This window comes from Paraburkholderia sp. J67, from assembly GCF_905220265.1.
Classification (GTDB): Bacteria; Pseudomonadota; Gammaproteobacteria; order Burkholderiales; family Burkholderiaceae; genus Paraburkholderia.
The window spans coordinates 23,851-42,500 of record NZ_CAJMZK010000007.1 but is presented as its reverse complement, the minus strand read 5'-3'; the positions used below and the strand labels follow the sequence as shown (position 1 = coordinate 42,500).

Sequence of the window (18,650 nt, the reverse complement as noted above, 5' to 3'; positions counted from 1 at the left end):
TCCTCTATGTCTTGAAGTTACTGCATCAGTGGAATATCAGCAGAAAGACAACGTGTTGCGATTTTTCCGGACTCGGTACGTGGCAATGCAGCCATAAACACAACTTGTGCGGGTATCATTTGCCAGTCGAGCCCGGCGACGCAATGTTCAATGACACCGTCTGCTGTGAGTGACGACCCCGGATTCAAAACCACACAGGCCCGAGGTACCACGCCTTGCCTTGCGTCGGGAACGGGCACGACGGCGACGTCGACGATGTCCGGCAGGAGCCGGAGATGCTCCTCGACTTCCCTTGGATTGACCTTGAACATGTTGCGGGAGAAAACGTCATCTTTTCTTGCGACGTAATAGAGGTATCCCTCTTCGTCCATCCTGAAGAGATCACCTGTCAGAAAAACACGGGATTCTCCAAAGACGTCAAAGCGAAAACGCCGCTCATTCTCTTCTGGCATATTCCAGTAACCGGCCATGACTAACTCGCCGGAAACGGCAAGCTCACCGGTCATTCCGGCGTTTCGAATCAGGTTCTCATCGTCGTCGATCAGATAAGTGCGAACGCCGGGAATTGCTTTCCCGACGGAGGCCGGCCGGATATCAATCTGCTCCGGCGGCAGATAGGTCACGCGTTTGCACTCGGTCATGCCATAGCTGGAAAATACCTTCACTTCAGGCCAGATAGCACGGAGCCGCGCAATGTCTCGCACGGGGAGCTGCTGGCCACTACTCAGCATGTACCTGATTCCGGTGGTAGGAAATGTGTTGAGATCTGGAACAGATAGCAGATCGACGAGGGTGGGAGGGAAGATATGGATCGCCGTGACGTTGCACCGCTCGATCATCGAGGGAATCTCCCGCGGATTTGAGCCAGATCTTGTAGAAATAACAGCCGTCCCACCAAGAAGGATGGGAATTAGCACACTGTAAAATCCGAAGTCTGTGGCGAAGGTGGAGAAATTTAGCACAACGTCGTTTTCGCAGATTCCGAGATAGGCGCTCACTGCACGAAACGCGGCAATCATGTTCCTGTGCGTTACAACAGCACCTTTCGGTTTGCTAACTGATCCTGTTGTGAAGAAGATTGCTCCGATGCTGTTCCCGTCAAAGTCGGCGTCAATGGGTGCGTGCGACGATTCGTTCGAGAATCCTTCCTCCGATAGCCAGGCTTTCACGGTGTTGAGATCGAGGATTCCTGCAATATTGGTGCGGCCAAGCACGCTATTTGCACCCGATACCTGATCTGTGATGACGTATCTCGCGCCAGAATCCTCGATCTGGACTCGCAGCTTGTCCAGGCTGAACGAGTGATGGACAGTAACCATCACGCAGCATTCCTGCAGTACGCCCACGATTGCTGCCAAAACGGGTATGTCAGGGCGCGCGTAGAACGCTACGCGATCACCGGCTGTAATCCCAGCCTCGCGTAGTGCTCGACGCACCCGCGTCGCCAGACGCGATAGGTCGCCGTAAGAAATCTGATCTTCATCAACGCGAAGCGCGATCTTCTCCGGGTGAGAGATGACGTGTATTGCCAAATTGTCAAGGAAATGCATACGTAGCAGTCCTATTTTGTATTTGCAATCCGACTCGGCGAAGTATCGAGATTGCCCCTATCGTGTAAAGCGATGGAGACGTGTGTCGGATACGCGCCGACGTTCACCACGCGAGAATTCGTGTACTGACAAGATGTAAGACATTGCACGGAATTGACTGACCACATCGTACTATGCGTTTCAGTGCGAAACAACGTCTCATGCCGATGTTATGCCTCGCGCATGTTTCTTCGACCAGTGATCTGGATATCGAGATACAGTCTCCCGCTTAAGTTGTAGCGGCCAGCCTTTCCCGGGCATCTTCGAGCCATAATTTACGGCAGTCGAGGAGCCGTATGAGCGGAAAGTGGTATACGGATGAATTCAATATTGAAGTGGTCAGGCAACTAACCACGCGCGACTATTCGGTGGCAGATGTGGCCCGGCGTTTGGGCATTACGACGCATAGCTTGGCCGCCTTGCGGGCGAAGTTCGATAAGCCGGATGTCGTACGGCGGCCGGAGCTGGACGATTTCGTCATCACCGGATGTCGTCACATAAAGCACCGGCATCTGCGTACCGACGCTCGCGTGTATCGCGTTGAGCACGCGAGTGCCCATCATGTCGGGCGAGATGTGATCGCGTATGAACAGATCGTACGTCGGAGAGCCGGTGGTGCACTGCGATCGGTTTTCCGATTCATTTTTCAGGGTGACGGCTTTAGCGTATGGGCCGGTTTCTGCCTCTGCTGGCAGGGTGGTGCGATGGCCCACGGCAGAAGTTCGTTGTTGCGGATAATCGAGTGTTCGGCAATGGTTTTGATGGGCATGCAGAAACGCGCTACTCGGTGCGCCGATTGGGTCAGCGCTTCCTGTTTGTGCTGCCTGTTCGTTGCAACGGTTGGTTTTCCTTCTCGGATCGCCAGGACGTTGCCACCGCCTACCCAAGTCGTGCCGACAACTGCCATGTCGCCTGGATCAGCGGCGTGGCAATCGAGCGGATGTCTCGCTGGGTATCGAAACAGACCGCGAGAGCCGCGAGCGGCTCGCCATGCCGGTTCAGCACGGGAGCCGCGAGCGTGAAGACGCCGGCAAGCGTTTCCGTTTGCGACAGCGCATAGCCCACCCGACGGATCTCGGCGAGTTCCTGCCGCCACGTCTCCAGCGGGTAGAGCGGGTGTTCAGCGGTGGGCCCGTGGTGCTCGATATGGGTTTCCCAGTACCGCGTCTGGATGGCCGGGGGATGCATGCTCATCATCGCCTTGCCGGCCGCCGTGCGATGCAGGGCATTCGACAATCCGACATAGACGCCGTGGCTCGGCGCGAACGGCCACGGGACATGCGCGACCACCAGCGTATGCGAACCCGCGAGGACGTTGAGGTTGACCGCCTGGTGCAGTTCATTTTTTAGTACGTCGGCTATCGAGTGGAAAAGTGGCACGATCGGCTGCTGGAAGTACGCCGCTGAGGCCATTTGAAACAGGGCCGCCCCCAGGCAATACGACTTCCTGCGCTGTAGATCCTGCACGAGCAGCCCTCGGCGCAGCAACGCGTTGATGATCCTGTGGCAGCTCGTCACCGGCATGTTCACGCGTACGGCTATCTCGGACAATGAGAGGGGCAAGGTCGACTGCACGAGCGTCTGCATGATGTCGAATGCGCCATCCACGGCAGGCGCTTTGGATTTCCCGGACAAAGGGCAGTCGAGCAGGTTCATCGGCGTCGATCTTCAGTTCACGATATCGAAGTTACTTTAATTGATTTGTTATCCTGATTATCGGGGAGATCCACGGATTGCAGGATCGCTTCTGACGCTTTCTCCGCTAGCATCATCGTGGGCGCGTTGATGTTGCCCGATGTGATGTTGGGAAACACGGATGCATCTACGATTCTCAGCCTGGCCGTGCCATGAACCCGCAACGCGCTGTCCACGACCGAGCTTGCCGGGTCGTCGCCCATCGCGCATGAGCCGCACAGGTGATAGATCGACCCCGCCTCTTCGCGAAAGAACCGCAGCATGTCGTCATCACTGGACGCTGCCGCTGGCCTGATTTGCGCATCGGTGACGGTGGACAGTCCTACCGTAGCGGAAAGACGTCGCACCAGCCGCGCGCCCGCGACGGCCTCGTTGCGGTCGTGTTCCGTGGACAGGTAGTTCGGGTCGATGCGTGGCGTGACGCGCGGGTCGGCGCTGGTGATCTGCACGGTGCCGCGGCTGCTTGGGCGACAGGGCGAGTAGAAGATCGTGTACCCGGAATACGGTTCGATCTTCGGCATGCCGCCCGATTCCGGCAGTACGTAGGAGAGCGGATTGAAGTAGATCTGTACGTTCGGACGCGGCTGGGCCGCATCGGTACGCAGGAACCCGCCGGCCTTCACGGTCGTGGCCAGCATGCCACGGCGACGCAACAGCCAGTCGAGCATGGCGCCGGCCTGCTGCGGCCACGTCCTGATTTCGTCGTTGGCCGTTGGACGATTCGCGCGGTAATAGAACGAGGCGCACAGGTGGTCCTGCAAGTGGCGGCCCACCGCTGGCGCGTGATGGACAACCGGAATCTGGTGGCGCTGGAGCAGGGCCGTGTCGCCGACACCGGAGCATTGCAGCAGCTTCGGCGTGTCGATGGCGCCAGCCGAGAGGATCACTTCGCGCCGCGCGCGGAATTCGCACCGGTGCCCGCGCAGGACCACGCTTACTCCGCTTGCCTCCTTGCTGGCATGGAATAGCACGCGCTCGACCCGTGCACCGGTTTCGACGACCAGGTTCGCGCGTTTCATGGCCGGATGCAGATAGGCCACAGCCGATGAGTCGCGTTTGCCGTGGTGTGTATTGATGTCGTAGACGCCAACGCCTTCAAGCCGCGCGCCGTTGAAATCGTCGTTGCGCGGGAATCCCAGTTCCTCGCCGGCCTGGAAGAAGTGCTCGCAGATCGGATGCACAGCGTCGCGCGTGATGTGGATCTTGCCGCTTGCGCCGTGCCATGGCGTATCGCCGAGATAATGCGACTCCAGCTTGCGGAACCACGGCAGTACGTCTTGCCACGACCAGCCGGGATTGCTCTGCCGGGCCCAGTCGTCGAAATCGCTGGGCTGCCCGCGCACGTAGATCATGGCGTTGATCGCGCCGGAGCCGCCGAGCACCTTGCCGCGGGGCGTATAGACGCGCTGTCCTGCCAGTTCCGTCTGCTCGGTGGTGTGGTAACGCCAGTTGTACTTCGGATGGTAGAAAAGCTTTGCGAAACCCAGCGGCATACGGAACCACATCGAGCGGTCCCGCTCGCCCGCTTCCAGCAGCAGAACGCGAAATCGCCCGCACTCGCTTAGCCGGTCGGCGAGGATACATCCTGCCGATCCCGCGCCGACGATGATGTAGTCGAAGGTCGTGGTATCCATTGCCGCTAGTCCTTGTCGACGGCGTAACGCGCCTTCCAGCTCTCGGAAGGCCCCGTCTTGACGTCGAACGGCTGGGTCGAAACCGTCAGATGCAGGCGCTCGCTGGAATAGGGCATGTGGGCCTTCACGACCTCCATGTCCAGTTCCACCCCCAGACCCGGTTCGGTCGGCGGGATGATGTAGCCGTCTTCCCAGCGGATCGGCTGTTTCAGGATCTGCGCATGAAAACCCTCCCAGCGCATGATGCTTTCCTGGATCAGGAAGTTCGGCGACGCCACACCAAGCTGGATACTGGCCGCCGCGCCAATCGGGCCGTTGTAGAGATGCGGGGCGATCTGCGCGTAATGAACCTCCGCGAGACTGGCGATCTTTTTGGCTTCGAGAATGCCGCCCACGCGCCCCAGGTTCATTTGCAGGATCGAGGCCGCGCTATTGCGTAGGATGTCGAAGAATTCGTATTTGGTCGTCAGGCGTTCGCCGGTGGCGACGGGAATGCAGGTCTTTTGTGCAACACGGGCCATTGCCTCGGACTGGCCCGGCGGCACCGGCTCCTCGAACCACAGCGGATCGTAGGGCTCGATATAGCGTGCGAGCCGCACGGCGGCGGACGGCGTCATCTGCCCGTGCGTGCCGAAGATCAGGTCGCATTGCGTGCCCACTGCCTCGCGCAGACGGCGGCAGAAGGTGGCCGACAATTCCAGCAGATCGAGACTGAGTTGATGGCCGCAGTAGGCGGTATAAGGCCCGGCCGGATCGAACTTGATCGCCGTGAAGCCCTGCTTCACGTACTCCACGGCGCATTGGACCGACAGCTCGACATCCTCGTAATCGTGACTGTATTCGCCGTCGGCCGTCCGGGGATAGAGGTAGGTATAGGAGCGCAGACGCTCGTTGACCTTGCCGCCGATCAGGTCGTAGACGGGCCGGTTCGCGGCCTTGCCGATGATGTCCCAGCACGCCATTTCCAGACCGCTCACGACACCCATCATGCTGAGGTCCGGTCGTTGCGTGAAGCCGCTTGAATAGGCTTCGCGGAAGAAGCGCTCGACGTGGTGCGGGTCGTGATTCTCGAGGTAGCGCTGGTACACGTCGCCGATGGCCGCTTCCATCACGCGAGGATGGAAACTCGCCGCATAGACTTCGCCGACGCCTTCGATGCCGCATGCCGTCTTCAGCTTCACGAAGATCCAGTAACGCCCGCCGATATAGGGCGGCGGAACAGCAACAACATAGGTTTCAAGCGAGGTGATTTTCATGGGTCGTTCTTCTGGAAAGGGATGTGAATGAGGTTATCGGCCTGGAAAGCGGTAGTACGCCGTACGCCGGCTGAAGACGTAGACGAGGCCGCTGCCCACCAGACAGCAGGCGCCGATATAGACGAAGTAGAGCTGCGTACCGAGGACGCCTGGAAACCGGTGCGAAATGGCCGAGCTGATCATCGGCAGGAAGACGTCGGGCGAGAGGCCGATCATCGAGATGATTCCGATTGCGAGGCCCGTCATGCGTGGCGGAACATGGCAGCGGTCGATGATGGCCCAGTACAGGCCGTGCACCGAGTACGTCATGAGACCCAGCAGGACGATGCAGAGGGCGAGCAGCCACATGGGCACCGAGCCGGGCACGAGGACGAACAGCATCCACGCAATCGCCGCGGCGAGCATGCCGAAACCCAGCACTTTCACGTTGGAGAAACGGTCGCCGAGAAACCCGCCGCCGATCGCGCCAATCGGGCGCATCCACAGCTTGATCACCGTGAGCTCCCCCGCAAGCACCGCCGAGGCGGAGAAGTGTTCCTGGATGTAGCTGGAGAACGAGAACGTTGCCCACAGCAACTGGTAGCCGGCCAGCACGATCAGGCTGATGAGCCAGATTTCCGGAATGCGGATCAGCGTGATGAAGTCGCGCAGCCCCGGTGAAGCGGCGTGGCCGATGTCTCCCGATCCCGGCGCACGCTTGCGGTCATTCGGCAGGACCAGCGCCGAAAGCACCGCGATCCCAAGACACGTCCATGCGTACAGGTGGATCACCGGCCGCAGCGAGACCTGCGCCGCGGCGTTCGCATAGTGCGCAAAGATCGCGATGGCGATCGACGCGAGCACCGCTTCCGTCAGCCCCCGGCCACCGTCGAGAATGCCGAAGAAGCGCCCTTGCTCGCGGTCTGTGCCGAGCAGTTTGACCGCACGCAGGATCGCCGACCAGAACGTCAGGCCACCGGCCACGCCCCAGCCGAGAAAAATCCATTTCAGCATGGCGGGTTCCGGGAACGTGGCGAACCACAGCCCGAGCCCACCCACCACGCACAACGAAAAGACCACGAGCCACCGCGAGCTCACGCGGTCGGCCAGCCAGCCGCTCGGAATGTAGGTCACCACGTAGACCATTCCCAGCAGAGAGTAAAGCTCGCCGAGCTGGTCCGCAGTTATGTGGAACGCCTGTAGCAGCGTCACTTCGAAATTCTGGCGCAGGTAGAGCAAGGGGTAGAGTGCGCCAGCCGCCAGGGTCAGCAGGCCGAGCTGGACGTAGCGAAATAGCGGGAACGCCGCAGTGGAATGCCCGGTTAGATCGGGCTTCGGGGATTCGATGCTTACGGTCATGATGTCTCCAGTCTTTTGCTCGATATCCGGCGCATTCTTTCAATTACACGCCGGGCATTCTTTAGTTGATGTGTAATCCTTAATATTGTTATCGCGGACTGATCCCGGCATGACGGCAGGCGGAACCACGAAGACCTGTGGTGCGCCTATGCGGCCTTCAACCCCTGAAATGCATGTTCTGTTGTGTGCTACCAGGAGGCGACGACGAGTCGCGTTTGCGTGAAGGCGAGCATGCCGTGCTGGCCATCGTCGCCGCCGATGCCGGAGCGTTTCCAGCCGGCGTGATGACCCTGATACGGATCGTCAGGAATACGGTTCACGTAGCATTCGCCCGCCTCGATTTCGTTGGCGACGCGCATGATCGTGCGATAGTTCTCGCTGTAGATCATCGACGCCAGTCCGAACGGGTGATCGTTCGCCATCTCCAGCGCCTCGTCGAGCGTCTGATAAGTCACGACGCCGAGCACCGGCCCGAACACCTCCTCCTGAATGATCTCCATCTCCTGCCGGCAGCCGGTGAGCAGGGTCGGCGGATAGAAAAATCCCTTGCCTTGCGGGATCGCGCCGCCGCATTCGAGGACGGCGCCATCGTCGATGGCGCGTTCGACCATCTGGTGAATATGCAGGCGTGCGTTGTCGTGAATCAGCGGACCCATCCAGTCGTGATGCTTGCTGCGGTCGCCCCATTGGCGCTCTCGCATGCGGTTGCGTAGCAGCCCGATGAATTTCGACGCGACCTCCTCGTGCACGTAGACGCGTTCGACCGACGTGCAGAGTTGCCCGCAGTTCGCGGTGGCGGAGCGAACGATGTCGGCGGCCGCCTGTTCGAGATGGGCGTCCGGCTCGATGATCGCTGGCGTCTTGCCGCCAAGCTCGAGCGACACCTTGGCGATATTGACCTGCGAATACTCCAGCACCTTGCGGCCCGCGCCGACACTGCCCGTCAGCGTGATCATGCCCACCGAAGAATCGGTGCAGATCTGCTCGGCCACGAGATGGTTCATCGCCATGATGTTGATGACACCGGCCGGAACGTTCGCCTGCATGACGGCCTGGGCGATCTCCAGCGCTGAACACGGCGTGTAACTGCTGGGCCGCACGATGACCGTGTTGCCCGTAATGAGCGCGGGTGCGAGCTTGCGCATCAGCGTATAGACCGGCGAGTTGAACGGGATCAGGCAGACGACGACGCCGATGGGCTCGCGATAGAGCAGGAGGTTTTCGTTGGCATTGTCGCTGGGGATGATCTCGCCGGTAATGCGGCGCGCCCATTCGGCGTGATAGCGGGTGACTTCGGCGGCGTACATCACCTCCGCACGGGCATGTGCGGGACTCTTGCCCGACTCGAGCGCGAGCGCGGCGCCGATCTTGTCGGCGCGTTCGACGAGGGCATCGGCGAGCCGTTGCAGGACTTTCGCGCGCTCGACCGCGGGTAGCTGGCGCCAGCGTTTCTGCGCCGTCGTGGCCTGACGCGTGGCACGACTGGCATCTTCGGGACTGACCGTGTCGACGTGGGCGATGACCTGGCCGGTTGCGGGATTGAAGACCTCGATACGCGCCTGCGTGGCGGACGCAATGAAGTCGTTATCGATGAAGTTTTCGTAGTGCTGCACGTGGAAGTTCTCCGTTCGGGTTCGCGTGACGGGTCACGGCTTCTGGAGGACTATACGGCGCAGTTTTTTGCGGGGTCAACGACACGACTTTGGGAGCGAGATTTTTCCGTATATGGCAAATGAGATGCAATGACGTCTTGCGTCACGCGGGTGACTTCACCGTTCCTCCCGCCCGACCGGCGCTTTGTGCGCGCTCAAGTTTTGACAATCGCTGGCAGTTGGAAAAAAGAGATTTCTGTAGCGTGTGCCCCCGAACCGTTTCTGCCTTGGGGCAATATCATGAATCAGCCAACGTTTTTACCGCCGGGCGATGGCCCGGGCAACGCCCAGACCGTGCCCTGGCAAGCGCGTGTTCCCGCTGAAGCACGCATGACCTGGAAGCCATGCATCGCCAGGCCGCTGAAGACCTCGCCCGTCTCGACCAGACGATCGCCCGTCTGGAGGCGCAAACCACCCAGGCGTGTGCCGACAAGCGTGCAGCGGACATCAGGGTGCGGCGGTTGGGCGAACTGATGGACGAACTGCGTGGGATGAGCGCTGCACCTGTCGCGGCGGACAACATCCGTCCCGTGGCTGAACCCGATAATCGCTCGGTCCAGCGCCAGCGCAGGTGGCCTCTCGCTGTGATGGCCGCCATTGTCGTTCTGGCGGCATGTGCTGTCCTGGTCATGCAGTCCACGCACGGCGGCTCGTGGCACAGTTTCCTGAGCCATGCCGCAAACCGTATTCAGTCGGGATCGATTTCCCTGCACTGAAGGCGTTGACGCGTTTCGAGCCAGGCACGCCGCCTCGCTCGAAACGCGCGACAGCATTGACTCGGCGTGACACTCAACGCGCCTGCCGATCCTCCAGATAACCCTGTCGCGTGGCCGCAAAGCCCGCCACGCCGATCAGCACGCCCGTGCCGGCCATGAGCCAGCAAGGCACGAGCCATCCGCCGCTGATTGCCAGCAGCTTGCCGGTGACCCACGGTCCCGCGCAGGCGATCAGATAGCCCGTCGCCTGCATGACGCCGCTTAGCGCCGTGGTGCCGCTTTCGGTGCGGCTGCGCAGATTGATGAGCGTAAGCCCGATAGTAATGGCCATCGCGCCGAGTCCAGCCGGAATCACCCAGAGCAGCGCCAGTTGCGGGCAATACGCGAGGCCCAGCGTGCCTGTCACGGTGCAGGCCGCGGCGAAGAGCACGACGCGCTCGGGACGCTTCGTCGTGGCAAGCAGGTTCGGCACCACGAGATTGTGCGCGAGGCCCACGAGGCTATACAAGGCGAGCATCGCGCCCGCGTGGGCTGGCGGCACGTGGGCGGTTTGCACGAGCAGGGTCGGCAGCCACGCGAGCAGGGCATACATGACCCACGCACCACCCGCGAACACGACGACGAGCGCCCAGGTCTGCGGCCAGCGCAGCGCGAGCCGCGTCAGACCGCCATCGCGCTGGCTCTGCACGGCAGTCTGCGGCCGATGCAGCACGAGCCAGGGCAGTGCGGCGGCTACGGCCAGCAGCGACCACGCGCCGACCGAGACACGCCAGCCGAGCAGATGCGCCACGGGCACCGCAAGCAGCGAAGGCGCCGCCGCGCCGATCGCCGACATGATGCAGTAGGCTGCCGTCATCGCGCCGACACGGTTCGGCAGATAGCGCTTGATCGTGGCGGGCAACAGGACATTGGCCATGCCCATCCCGCCGAGCGCCATCAGCGAAAACGCGCCCAGGCTCCAGACCGAACTGGAGAGCCACGCGCGCCCCAGATCGCCGACGCAGACCAGCAGCATCGACAAGGCGATGCCGCGCTCGAGGCCCACGCGCCGGTTGATCGCGGGCGCACAGCACCCGAACACCGAAAACGCCAGCGCCGGCAGCGAGCCGAGCACGCCCTGGGCCTGCGGCGAGACCAGATAGCTCTTGCAGATGAGATCGTAGATGGGGGAGAGCGCGGCCACCGCCGCACGCAGGTTGGCGGCGACGAGCAGGATGCCGACGACCGCGATCAGGCTGCCGGCCGTGTAACGCGTGGTTTCGGCTGTGGGCGCCTTGGGGTGGAGGAGGCGGGTATCCATCGTTGGTATTGCTTTGCCGGGGCGTTCTGCCCCGTCTTTCGTGCTGAAGCCCGCAGTGTATTGAATTAACCAGGTAGTTACCGATAGGGGTTTACGTGGGGGCTTTGAGCGGGACTGAAATGACGCAATAGAGCATTGCAAAAGCAGTAATAAACCGCGTATTCCAGGTGTTTCATCGCGCCGGATCAACGATCCGTAAATCCTGAAAATTAACTATTTGGTGACAAATGATGGCGCCGTGGGTAAGCCTGGAGGAGGCGTGCAGCAGCGCCTGCTAAGCTGCTGGTTTTCGTCCTCGACCCGACCGTTCCCCGTGCGTCCATTCAACGCCGTCTTCCTGCTCATCGGTGTGCTGCTCGCTTCGGCGGGCTATGGCGCGACGTTTCTCTTTTCGATGCACGTGCGCCTACTTGGCGGAACGGATTTTCAGACCGGCGTGGCGCTAGCCGGTGCGGCGCTGGGCACCTTGACGGGCGTGCTGCTGACGGGCTGGGCCGTCCGGCACATTGGCGCGGCTCGCATGGCTGCGCTGGCGGCGTTGTCGGTGGGCGCGGGCGTCGCGAGTTTTGCGTTCGCGGGGCGCCCTGGCGCCGTCGATGCGCTGCCTGGCTTCCTCGTTGGCCTCGGATGGGGGGCCTTCTGCCTCGCCGCGCCGATCGCGCTGGCCGAGCGCACCAGCGACGCCAACCGCGGTCTCTGGTTCCTGCGCTTCGCGACCGTGCAGATGACGGGCATCGGCGGCTGTCCGGCGCTGGCCGCCTTCGCGATCCGCTGGTGGCGCGTGCCGCTCGAAGGCGTGTTTTATGGCATCGGCGCGCTATGCGTGATTGCCGCCGTTCTGCTCGAAGCCTTCGGCCGCCTCGCGCACGTGCAGCCGCAGCGGGACCGCTGGCTGCGCAATATCGGCGCGGTGGCGCGCACGCGCGCGATCTACCCGGTCGTCATCATCGCGCTGGGCGGCTGCGTGTTCTCGGGTCTGATGACGTTCCAGATGTCGCTCGTGCATGGCACACAGGCGCAGGCGAGCACGTTCTTCAGCCTCTACACGGTGACGGTTGTGGCCACGCGCTGGCTGCTGTCGCGTCTCGTCGTCAGGCTGCGTCCGCAGATCGCGACTCAGGTGCTGCTGGCGATGATGGTGCTCGGCAGCGCCGCCATGTTTGCGGTGCCGTGGCACCCGGGCTTTCAGGCGCTGTCCGCGGTACTGCTTGGCACGGGCTATGGGCTGGCGTATCCGATCGTGCAACTGCAGGCCGTCAATGATTCGATCGACGAGCACCGGCGCGCAGCGCTGACTTGGTTCGTCGCCGCCTATTTCGTGGGGGCGTTCGGCTTTCCCATGCTCGGCGGCTGGGTGCTGGTGCACGGCGGCAAGAGCGCGCTGCTCATGCTGATCGCCGGGTGCGGGCTGGCCGCGCTCGCGCTGGCGGTAGTGCGGGATCGGCGGGGGGCGCTGGTGGCGTGAGGGCGCATTCGCCCCCCGTTTCAGTCTCTATGCCGCAACGCTTGCGCACGTATCGCGAGTTTTGTCCATAACATCCAGACCGAGGCCCGCAAGCAGCGCCGCTACCAAACCGTTTGCTTCCTCCAGCGTGCTCGCCGCGCCAAATACATAGTAGTCCGGACGGACGATCACGATCGCCGCGTCGTGCTCATCGAAGAAACGCCGATACTTCCCGCTGACGTCGTGAAGCACGCGGTTCGGCACCATCTTCGCCGCATCGCGCGTGACGCCGACTGTCGACGCGCCAAGCCGGTCGAGTGCGGCCCGCGACGCATCGTCAAGGTAATCTCGCGGATCGACATCGAGACCAATGACCTGAAACCCGCCTGGCACCGCATCGTCGAAACGCATGGTCTTGCCGTTTGTTCGCACCTGGCCGTGCACGCTCAACCGCCCGGCGATGCCGCCTTCGGCGCTATTCTGCGCGTGGACGATCAGGCCGTCGGTGAGCCCAGGGAAGGGCGGCAGCGGCGGCACATTGCCGGAAAGATACGCGGCGTCACGCTCCGCGGCTTTTACCGGATCGGAGGTGCAAACGACTTGCCCCATCTCGATCGACGCATCGATCACGGCGCGCACCTGAGGGCGGCGCTCGGGCGTGTAGCCGTCCAGCAGCGTGGCCGGCGCGATATCGCGCAGCACGAGATCGAAGCGCCACGCGAGGTTCCATGCGTCGCGCAAGCCCGAACACATGCCCTGGCCCATAAACGGCGGCATCTGGTGCGCGGCGTCGCCGGCGATCAGCACGCGGCCTTTGCGCCATTGATCGGCGATCAGCGAGCGGAACGTGTAGAGCGCGTAACGCACGAGCGTCGCTTGATCGGGGCCGACCCACGGCGAGAGCAGTTCCCAGACCTTTTCGGGCTGCTGCATGGCTTCGCGCGTCTCGTGCGGCAGACGCATGAATTCCCAGCGCCGGTAGCCGGGGCCGCCGGGCACCATCGTGGTGGGGCGTTGCGGATTGCACCACTGGCCGATGTCCGGCACGTCGAGCGTCACGCCGTCGTGCGGCTTCAGGTCGATGACGAGCCAGTCCTCCTGGAAGCCCAGATCTTCGAACGCGATGCCGAGCGACTTGCGCACGAAGCTATTCGCACCGTCCGCGCCGATCACGTATTTCGCCCTGACGGTCTGCGTCTCGCCGCTGCGCGTGACCTTGCCGTCCTGCATGGTGACGCGTTCGAGCGTGAGTTCGCAGTGGTCGGCGCGTTCATGCAGTTCGATCGCCTCCCAGCCCTGATGGACCGCGACCGACGGCAGCGACTTCGCCTTGCTGTCCAGCAGCGCCTCGAGCGAAGGCTGATTGAACAGATAGCCGACCGGTCCGTCGCTGATCGACTCCGACGACCAGTCGATTTCGACCAGTGTTTTCCAGTCGGCATTGAACCATTGGTAGGTGGCAGAAGGCTGCGAAATCGATTCGACATCCTGACCGATTCCCATAGCATGAAACATGCGGCGGATCTCGTGATCGTGAAAAACCGCGCGCGGCAAGGGATAAAGCGACGGCCAGCGGTCGTAGACCGCGACCTGATAGCCACGCTGGCCGAGCAGAATGGAAAGCGTTTGTCCGACGGGGCCGTAACCCACAATGACGACATCGAGAATGTTCTGGGAAGCCATGCTGTCCACCTTCAATCGAGCTTAAGCGAGTTCAAACGAGCGAGTGATGCCCTGGCCACCGGCGCGGCCGGCAGCCATGAATCTGTGTCTGATGAAATTGCGCTGCCGGGGTGTGCCGTCAGGCGGTCACTTCGGTATTGCGGATGAAGTTCTCGGGAACCGCCGGTCCCCAGAGATAGAGCGAGTCGGCGGGATCGTAGTCGCCAGCGGGCCACTGCGAGCCGGCCGAAACGAAGTCGATATCCGCTGAATACTCGCAGAACGAGCCCCACGGATCTTCGACGTAGTGGAAGTAGTTGGAGCCGAGCACATGACGGCCCGTGCCCCAGCCTTTCGTATAGCCGGCCGCCGCCATCTGCGAGGCGCCTTCGCCCACCAGGTTGACGTTGTCGACGTCCCATGCCGCGTGATGCCAGCCGCGCGCGGCGCTCTTCGCGAACGCCACGAGATGATGATCGCTGCCATGCGGCGCATGCGTGAAGGCGATGATGTCCTGCGACTTGTCCGAGAGGCGCAGGCCCAGTGCAGTGTGATAGAAGTCCAGCGCGCGCAGCACGTCGGGCGTAAAGAGCAGCACGTGCGAGAGGCGGCGCGGATGCACCGTCTGCGCCTGCGAGCGCGTGTGCGAACCGCGCGTGTCGGCGGGGCTGCCGTCGAGATGAGAGGGCGTCTTGGCCGACGGACTGGTCTTCGGGCCGACCTTCACCTGCACCAGATTGCCGTCCGGATCATGGAACCAGAAGCCGTCGTTGCCACGGTCGTGCAGCACCGTGCAGCCGGTGGCGGTGACCTGTGCGCGTAGCGGTTCGAGATCGTCGGCGTAGCAATTGAAGGCGAGATACGCGAGCGACTTGTGATCGCAGGCCAGGATGCGCGCCCAACGATGCCCGTCCGCGGCATAAAGCGCGAGTTCCGGCGCAGGGCCGCCCGCGCGCTCGACGCGCAGCCCGAAGCTGCGGTAGAAGCGTTCGGCCTCGTCGAGCGAAGGCACGTTCAGCGCGAAATGGTCGATGGAATGGATGCTCGCGCGAGCGCTGTGCGCACCGGGTGAGTGGTTTTCAGGCATGGTTGTCTCCTTCAGGCAGCCCGCTCGGGTGGCGGGCTGTCTCTGTTGCCTTGTTCAGGATGCCGAAGATAAATTCAGCGAGGCGCGGCTTCGTCGGCGATCACGTTGCGCAGCGTGCCGATCTTTTCGACCGTGACCTCGCACACGTCGCCGGCTTTCATCAGCAGCTTCGGCTCGCGTGCCCAGCCGATGCCCGAAGGCGTGCCCGACACGATCACATCGCCCGCTTCGAGCGTGATGGCTTCGCTGATGATGCCGATGAGGCTCGCGACGTCGAACACCATTTCGTCGGTGCTAGCCGACTGCACCACCTCGCCATTGAGGCGCGTTTCGAGGCGCAGGCCCTTCACGCCCGGCGGCAGTTCGTCGGCGGTGACGAGGTCGGGGCCGAATGCGCCCGTGCCGTCGAAGTTCTTGCCCACGGTCCACTGCGGCGTCTTGAACTGGTACTCGCGCACCGAACCGTCGTTGAACAGCGAGTAGCCCGCGACGTGTGAGAGGGCCGCTTCCTTCGTGATGTGACGGCCGCCCTTGCCGATCACCACGGCGATTTCACCCTCGTAGTCGAGGCCAGCGGAGTCCGTCACGCGCGGACGGATCATCGGCTGATCGTGGGCGATCAGGCTGGTCGCCACGCGCAAGAACAGCGTCGGGTAATCGGGCTGCGCGTACTTGCTCTCGGCGGTGTGATCGGAAAAATTCAGGCCGACGCACAGGATCTTGGGCGGGTGCGAAAGCGGTGGCAGCAGTTTGACGTCGGCGATGGCGACGCGCTCGTCGCTTGCATGCTGGCGCGCGTAGTCGACCAGATTCACGCCACGCGCGAGGACCGATTCCAGCGTCTCGTCGCCGATGATCGTGATGTGCTCGCCCTCGCGGACACCGAGTGCCGCCTTGCCATTCCGCTCAAAACTTACCAGTCGCATTGTGTGTCTCCGGACATTGCTGGGGTTCGGTCCCCGTTGAGTTGACGAATTTGTCATTTCGTATACTAGGCGTTTTGACAAAATCGTCAACTAGATTCGATTCAGGACAAACCCTAAAATGCCGGAGGACACTCAAGCGCTAATACGCGCCAACACGCGCCGAACATGCAGACAGACAGCCGGGAAATGGACGCCACAGAAGAGAACTATCAAAGCCGCGTAGGCGCGGCGCGCCGGGAGAAAACGCGCAACCGTCTGATCGAGGCGGCGCTGGGCGTTTTCGCGGAGAAGGGCCCCGATCTGCCGATCATCGACGACTTCATCGCGGCGGCCGGGGTCGCGCGCGGCACGTTCTACAACTACTTTCGCACCACGGGCGAGTTGCTGGTGGCCGTGGCGGGCGAGAGCAGCGACCAGGTGCTGGGCGTGATCGACCCGCTCGTGCTGGCCGAGGCGGATCCGGTGCGCCGCCTCGTGGTGGGCTCGCGCCTGTATATGACGATGGCGGCGCGCTATCCGCTGTGGGGCGCCTTCATCACGCGCGTGGGGACGCGGCGCGGCTCGCGCGGCCGTCTGCTCGACGAATACCTCACGCGCGATCTGCAAATGGCGATCGACGCCGGGAAATTGCGGGTCGCGCACGTGAGCGTGGCGCGCGATATCGCGCTGGGCGCGATCATGTATGGGATCGAAACCTTGCTGTCCGGCGAGGCGCCCGCGGATTACACCGAGCAGGTGATGTTCACGCTATTGCTGGGTTTCGGCGCGAACGAGGAGGAGGCGCATGCATTGGCGTTCGCGCCGATTGCCGATTGCGGCGAGCCGCAAGGCGTGATCTTCGAAAAGGATCCGCTGCATCGGCAGGCTGCGGATGATTCAGAGGATGTCGATGCCTGACCGCTAGCGCAGCGCGACAGTCTGCGTGAGCGTGGAAACGAAGCGTGCCGTGCGCGCATCGCGCGGGCGCGAGAACAACTCGCTCGATGGCCCGGCTTCGACGATCGCGCCATCCTTGAGAAATACTGCGTCATGCGCGATCGACGCCGCGAGGCGCAGATCGTGCGTCGCCATCAGCATCGTCGTGCCTTCCTGCGCCAGTTGCCGCAGCACGTCGACCACTTCCGCAGACAGTTCGGGATCGAGTGCCGAGGTCGGCTCGTCGCACAGCAGCACTTGAGGCGAAGGCGCGAGCGCCCGCGCAATAGCTACGCGCTGCTGCTGACCGCCGGAAAGCGTCGACGGCCACACGTCGGCCTTGCGGGCGATGCCCACTTTTTCCAGCAGCGCCAATGCGCGTTCGCGCGCACGCAAACGATCCCACTTGAGGACGGTGATAAGCCCTTCCATCACGTTCTCGATCACGGTGAGATGGGGGAAAAGCTGGAAGTTCTGGAACACCATGCCCGTGTGGCGGCGCACGGCGGCGACCTCGGTGTGCGCCGCGCGACGGCTGTTCGTGAAGTCGATGCGCGCGTCGCCAACGCTGAGCGCGCCGTCGTCCGGCATTTCGAGCAGATTGATGCAGCGAAGCAGTGTGCTTTTACCGCTGCCCGAGGGGCCGATCAGCGCCGTGACGCTGCCCGCCGCGAGCGTGAGGTCGATTGCGTCCAGCACGCGATGTTCACCGAACGATTTGCCGAGTTGGTCGAGCCGGATCATTAGCGCCCCACCGAAAACAGTGCGTGGCGGCCATAACGCGCCTCAAGCCGTCCTTGCGCGTGCGAGAGCACGGAACTGAAAGCCAGATAGATCAACGCGGCCTCGGAGTAAAGAATCAGCGGCTCGTAAGTGACCGCGGCAATGCGCTGCGCGGCCTGAAAAATCTCTGGCACCGTGAGCACCGCCGCGAGCGAGGTGTCCTTCACGAGCGAAATGAACGAATTCGACAACGCAGGCAGCGCCACGCGAATCGCCTGCGGCAGGATCACGCGGCGCAGCGCCTGTGCGCGCGTCATATTCATCGAGTAGGCGGCTTCCCACTGCCCGCGCGGAATCGACTCGATCACGCCACGGATCACCTCGGCGTTATACGCGCCTACATTGAGAGAGAAGCCGATGATGGCCGCCGTGAGCGGGTCGAGCACGATACCAACGTTCGGCAGTCCATAGAAAATGACGAACAACTGCACAAGCAGCGGCGAACCGCGAAACAGCCAGATATAGAAGCGCACGATCGCCACGGCCCAGCGCGGCCCGAACAGACGCACAAGCGCCGCGCCGAACGCCAGCGCGATGCCCAGCGCGAACGATGCCAGCGTGAGCGGGACGGTGAAGACGAATCCCGCGTAGAGCAGGGGCCAAAGCGATTGCCCCATCAAATGCAGCCATGCCGGCATCGTTTGATCCGCCTC

Annotated in this window: 15 protein-coding genes and 1 pseudogene; 4 read left to right on the top strand and 12 right to left on the bottom strand. The window is 62.5% G+C overall.

Annotated features, from left to right (window positions below):
• Positions 1 to 17: 17 nt before the first annotated feature.
• Positions 18 to 1,550: a class I adenylate-forming enzyme family protein gene (locus U5782_RS15490; RefSeq protein WP_322044725.1), complete on the bottom strand. Its 1,533-nt coding sequence runs from the start codon at positions 1,548 to 1,550 to the stop codon at positions 18 to 20.
• Between the two features lie 335 nt (positions 1,551 to 1,885).
• On the opposite strand from U5782_RS15490, the pseudogene U5782_RS15485 reads away from it, so the two are divergent.
• Positions 1,886 to 2,059, top strand: a pseudogene (locus U5782_RS15485) (transposase); the annotation flags it as partial.
• Between the two features lie 409 nt (positions 2,060 to 2,468).
• On the opposite strand, the gene U5782_RS15480 reads toward U5782_RS15485, so the two are convergent.
• The 5 genes from U5782_RS15480 to aldA form a co-directional block, all read right to left on the bottom strand.
• On the bottom strand, positions 2,469 to 3,245 hold the full coding sequence (locus U5782_RS15480) for an IclR family transcriptional regulator (protein WP_322044724.1): 777 nt from the start codon (positions 3,243 to 3,245) through the stop codon (positions 2,469 to 2,471).
• A gap of 17 nt (positions 3,246 to 3,262) precedes the next feature.
• Positions 3,263 to 4,918: a GMC family oxidoreductase gene (locus U5782_RS15475; protein ID WP_322044723.1), complete on the bottom strand. Its 1,656-nt coding sequence runs from the start codon at positions 4,916 to 4,918 to the stop codon at positions 3,263 to 3,265.
• Positions 4,919 to 4,923: 5 nt separating this feature from the next.
• Positions 4,924 to 6,174: a mandelate racemase/muconate lactonizing enzyme family protein gene (locus U5782_RS15470; RefSeq protein WP_322044722.1), complete on the bottom strand. Its 1,251-nt coding sequence runs from the start codon at positions 6,172 to 6,174 to the stop codon at positions 4,924 to 4,926.
• Positions 6,175 to 6,207: 33 nt separating this feature from the next.
• The gene (locus U5782_RS15465) at positions 6,208 to 7,512 is read right to left on the bottom strand and encodes an MFS transporter (protein ID WP_322044721.1); all 1,305 of its coding nucleotides are present in this window, start codon (positions 7,510 to 7,512) and stop codon (positions 6,208 to 6,210) included.
• 188 nt (positions 7,513 to 7,700) lie between these two features.
• Positions 7,701 to 9,125, bottom strand: a complete 1,425-nt coding sequence (aldA, locus tag U5782_RS15460; RefSeq protein WP_322044720.1) for an aldehyde dehydrogenase — start codon at positions 9,123 to 9,125, stop codon at positions 7,701 to 7,703.
• A gap of 383 nt (positions 9,126 to 9,508) precedes the next feature.
• On the opposite strand from aldA, the gene U5782_RS15455 reads away from it, so the two are divergent.
• On the top strand, positions 9,509 to 9,880 hold the full coding sequence (locus U5782_RS15455; RefSeq protein WP_322044719.1) for a hypothetical protein: 372 nt from the start codon (positions 9,509 to 9,511) through the stop codon (positions 9,878 to 9,880).
• Between the two features lie 73 nt (positions 9,881 to 9,953).
• Here U5782_RS15455 and U5782_RS15450 read toward each other — a convergent pair whose 3' ends face one another.
• Positions 9,954 to 11,180 (bottom strand): CynX/NimT family MFS transporter, encoded by a 1,227-nt coding sequence (locus U5782_RS15450; protein WP_322044718.1) that lies wholly within the window; start codon positions 11,178 to 11,180, stop codon positions 9,954 to 9,956.
• A 313-nt stretch (positions 11,181 to 11,493) separates the two neighbouring features.
• On the opposite strand from U5782_RS15450, the gene U5782_RS15445 reads away from it, so the two are divergent.
• On the top strand, positions 11,494 to 12,645 hold the full coding sequence (locus U5782_RS15445; protein WP_322044717.1) for an MFS transporter: 1,152 nt from the start codon (positions 11,494 to 11,496) through the stop codon (positions 12,643 to 12,645).
• 27 nt (positions 12,646 to 12,672) lie between these two features.
• Here U5782_RS15445 and U5782_RS15440 read toward each other — a convergent pair whose 3' ends face one another.
• From U5782_RS15440 to U5782_RS15430, 3 genes are all read right to left on the bottom strand, one after another.
• On the bottom strand, positions 12,673 to 14,307 hold the full coding sequence (locus U5782_RS15440; protein ID WP_322044716.1) for a bifunctional 3-(3-hydroxy-phenyl)propionate/3-hydroxycinnamic acid hydroxylase: 1,635 nt from the start codon (positions 14,305 to 14,307) through the stop codon (positions 12,673 to 12,675).
• 118 nt (positions 14,308 to 14,425) lie between these two features.
• The gene (locus U5782_RS15435; protein WP_322044715.1) at positions 14,426 to 15,373 is read right to left on the bottom strand and encodes a VOC family protein; all 948 of its coding nucleotides are present in this window, start codon (positions 15,371 to 15,373) and stop codon (positions 14,426 to 14,428) included.
• 74 nt (positions 15,374 to 15,447) lie between these two features.
• Positions 15,448 to 16,299, bottom strand: a complete 852-nt coding sequence (locus U5782_RS15430) for a fumarylacetoacetate hydrolase family protein (RefSeq protein WP_322044714.1) — start codon at positions 16,297 to 16,299, stop codon at positions 15,448 to 15,450.
• Between the two features lie 165 nt (positions 16,300 to 16,464).
• Here U5782_RS15430 and U5782_RS15425 point away from each other — a divergent pair, with 165 nt between their 5' ends.
• Positions 16,465 to 17,196, top strand: coding sequence for a TetR/AcrR family transcriptional regulator (locus U5782_RS15425; protein WP_322044713.1), 732 nt, complete (start codon positions 16,465 to 16,467; stop codon positions 17,194 to 17,196).
• Between the two features lie 3 nt (positions 17,197 to 17,199).
• Here U5782_RS15425 and U5782_RS15420 read toward each other — a convergent pair whose 3' ends face one another.
• Together U5782_RS15420 and U5782_RS15415 are read right to left on the bottom strand one after the other, a co-directional pair.
• Positions 17,200 to 17,958, bottom strand: coding sequence for an amino acid ABC transporter ATP-binding protein (locus U5782_RS15420; RefSeq protein ID WP_322044712.1), 759 nt, complete (start codon positions 17,956 to 17,958; stop codon positions 17,200 to 17,202).
• Positions 17,958 to 18,635 (bottom strand): amino acid ABC transporter permease, encoded by a 678-nt coding sequence (locus tag U5782_RS15415; protein WP_322044711.1) that lies wholly within the window; start codon positions 18,633 to 18,635, stop codon positions 17,958 to 17,960. The genes U5782_RS15420 and U5782_RS15415 overlap by 1 nt, the downstream gene beginning before the upstream one ends.
• Positions 18,636 to 18,650 lie beyond the last annotated feature (15 nt).